At 67.1% G+C, this 2,561-nt stretch carries 2 protein-coding genes and 1 pseudogene; all 3 read right to left on the bottom strand.

Annotated elements, in window-relative coordinates; genetic code table 11:
* On the bottom strand, positions 1–844 hold an 844-nt coding region (locus VGG53_RS23060), incomplete at its 3' end, for a CoA ester lyase (RefSeq protein WP_331520443.1).
* Between the two features lie 76 nt (positions 845–920).
* The gene (locus VGG53_RS23055; RefSeq protein ID WP_331520442.1) at positions 921–2,105 is read right to left on the bottom strand and encodes a CoA transferase; all 1,185 of its coding nucleotides are present in this window, start codon (positions 2,103–2,105) and stop codon (positions 921–923) included.
* Positions 2,105–2,561 (bottom strand): annotated as a pseudogene (locus VGG53_RS23050) (LLM class flavin-dependent oxidoreductase); the annotation flags it as partial. The pseudogene VGG53_RS23050 and the gene VGG53_RS23055, both read right to left, overlap by 1 nt.

Genomic DNA, 2,561 nt, shown 5'->3' with positions numbered 1-2,561 from the left:
CGATCAGCGCCGCGCGCTCCAGGGTGGCCTGGGCCATTTTGACGTGAGCTGCGTCGACCAGAACGCCGTTGACTCCGACCGCGCCCAGGCCTTGCTGTTCGCCCTCGCGGTAGGCCGCGAGGTTGCGCTCGGCGAGCGCGATCTCCTCGTCGGTCGGGGCATACACCCGGTTGGCGACGTCGATCTGGCTGGGGTGGATCGCCCACTTGCCGGTGTAGCCCATCAGCGCGGCCCGTCGCGCGTCGCGCTCGTAACCCTCCAGGTTGCCGTAGTCCGGATAAGGCGCGTCGATCGCGTCGATGCCGGCGATGCGAGCCGCGACGATCACTTTGTTGCGGGCATACGCCCAGAAGTCGCCGGGATATTCGCCGAGCGGGTCGAAGTTGGTGTCCACCCGCGCGCCTTGGGACAGCGAGAAGTCGCCGACACCGAAGATCAGCGCGTCCAGTCGCGGGCTGGCGGTGGCGATCTGCTCGGCGTTGGCCAGGCCCTCGACCTCTTCGATGAGGACTTCCAGGCGGATCCGGCGCGACAGACCCAGCTTGGCCTCCAGCTGGGTCAACAGCACGTCGACCCACCAGACATCGCGTGCCCGAAGCGCTTTCGGGATGATGATGGTGTCGAGGTTCTCCCCGGCATGGGTGACGACGTCGATGATGTCGTCATGGCACCACTGGGTGTCCAGCCCGTTGATGCGGATCGCCCGCACTGTGCGTCCCCAGTCGAGATCGTTGAGCGCCGTGACGACTTTCGCGCGGGCGGCCACCTTGTGCGCGGGTGCGGTGGCGTCCTCGAGGTCCAGGAAGACCAGGTCGGCTTCCGAAGCGGCGGCCCGGGCGAACATGTGATCGTTGGCCGCGGGCACCGCGAGTTCCGAGCGGCGCAGTACTGCTTTTTTCGACGTCACCGTGCGGTTCCTTTCACAGCACACCCCGGGTATGCAGGTCGTCGATATCGCCACCGCCGAGCCCGAGCAGCTCGCCGTACACCTCGGCGTTGTGCTCACCGATACGCGGGCCCAGGTGCTGCACCCGACCGGTTGCGCCGGAGAAGCGAGGGACCGGTGCCTGCACGGTCATCGCGCCCAGTTCGTCGTCGCCGACTTTGACGAAAACCTCACGGTGGGCGAGTTGCTCGTCGGCGAGCAGATCGGTGATGTCGTACACCGGTGCGGCGGCCACCTCGGCGGCATCGAAGATGTCCATCGCCTCGGCCAGCGTCTTGGTGGCCACCCAATCGGCGACCACCTGATCCACCTCACGGGCCCGCGCCAGCCGGCGCTGCGGGTCGGAGAAGTCGGCGTCATCGACCAGATCCGCGCGGCCGATGGCGCGAAACACCCTGAGCGCCAACGTCGGTGAGCTACCGGACATCGCCAGCCACCGGTCGTCGGCGGTGCGGTAGGTGTTGCGCGGCGCCGAAATATCCCAGCGGTTGCCGGCCCTGGTCGGCACCAAGCCGAGCTGGTCGTAGCCCAGCAGCGTCTGCTCCAGCAACCGCGTCAACGGGTCGATCAGGTTGACGTCGATCAGCTGTCCGGACGCGCCGTGCACATCGCGGTGGTAGAGCGCCATCATCACCGCGTAGGCGGCGTTCAGGGACGCCACCCCGTCGGCGAGCATGAACGGCGGCAGCGTCGGCGGCCCGTCGGCCTCGCCGGTGATGTTGGCGAAGCCACTCATCGCCTCGCCCAGCGTCCCGAATCCCGGCCGCTCACTTTTCGGCCCGGTCAGCCCGTAGCCGGTGATGTGCAGCATGACGATCTTGTCGTTGACCGCACGCAGCGCCGGGTAGTCCAGCCCCCACGTGCGCAGGGTCGCCGGCCGGGTGTTGACGATCACCACGTCGGCGTGTTCGGCCAGCCTCCGCAGCAGCGCCTGGCCCTCGGCCACGCGCAGGTTCAGCGTGATCGAACGCTTGTTGCGCGCCAACGACTTCCACATCAGCCCGACGCCGTCGACCTGATTTCCCCAGGTGCGGATCGGGTCGCCGCCGTCGGGTTGCTCGACCTTGATGACGTCGGCGCCGAATTCGCCGAGATACGTGGCTGCCAGCGGCGCGGCGGCCAATGTCGCGACGTCGAGAACCCGGATGCCGTCGAGCATCATGCTCCGACGGGCTGACACGCCGGTCGTTGCAGCCCGAGGTGATCGCGCAGCGTCGACCCGCTGTAGGAGTCGCGGAATAAACCGCGATGCTGCAATTCCGGGATCACCATTCGCACCACGTCTTCGAAGGCACCCGGCAAATGCGTTGCGGCCAAGACGAATCCGTCACAGGCACCGCCGTGGAACCATTCCTCCATCTGATCGGCGACCTGCGTTCCGGTGCCGACGAAGCGCGGTCCCTGCAGCAGGGTGGCTCGGTGGCCGGCCAGATCGCGCAGAGTGATGTTGTCGCCGATGTGGGCGCGCAGGTTTTGCACCAGCCCGCGAATTCCCGACACCGATTCGATGAGCTCATCGGTGATCGGATCGTCGAGGTCGTGTTTGGCGAAGTCGTAGTTCATCAGCTCCGAGAGTAGGGTCAGCGACGCCATCGGGTGCACCAGGTCGTTGAGG

This window comes from Mycobacterium sp., assembly GCF_036490025.1.
Classification (GTDB): domain Bacteria; phylum Actinomycetota; class Actinomycetes; order Mycobacteriales; family Mycobacteriaceae; genus Mycobacterium.
Note: the sequence above shows the minus strand (reverse complement) of the source record. Positions and strands in the feature narration are given on the sequence as shown.

Excerpts from the sequence above, each read along its gene's own strand:
- VGG53_RS23055 (WP_331520442.1), bottom strand. The coding sequence starts at position 2,105 with ATGCTCGACGGCATCCGGGTTCTCGACGTCGCGACATTGGCCGCCGCG.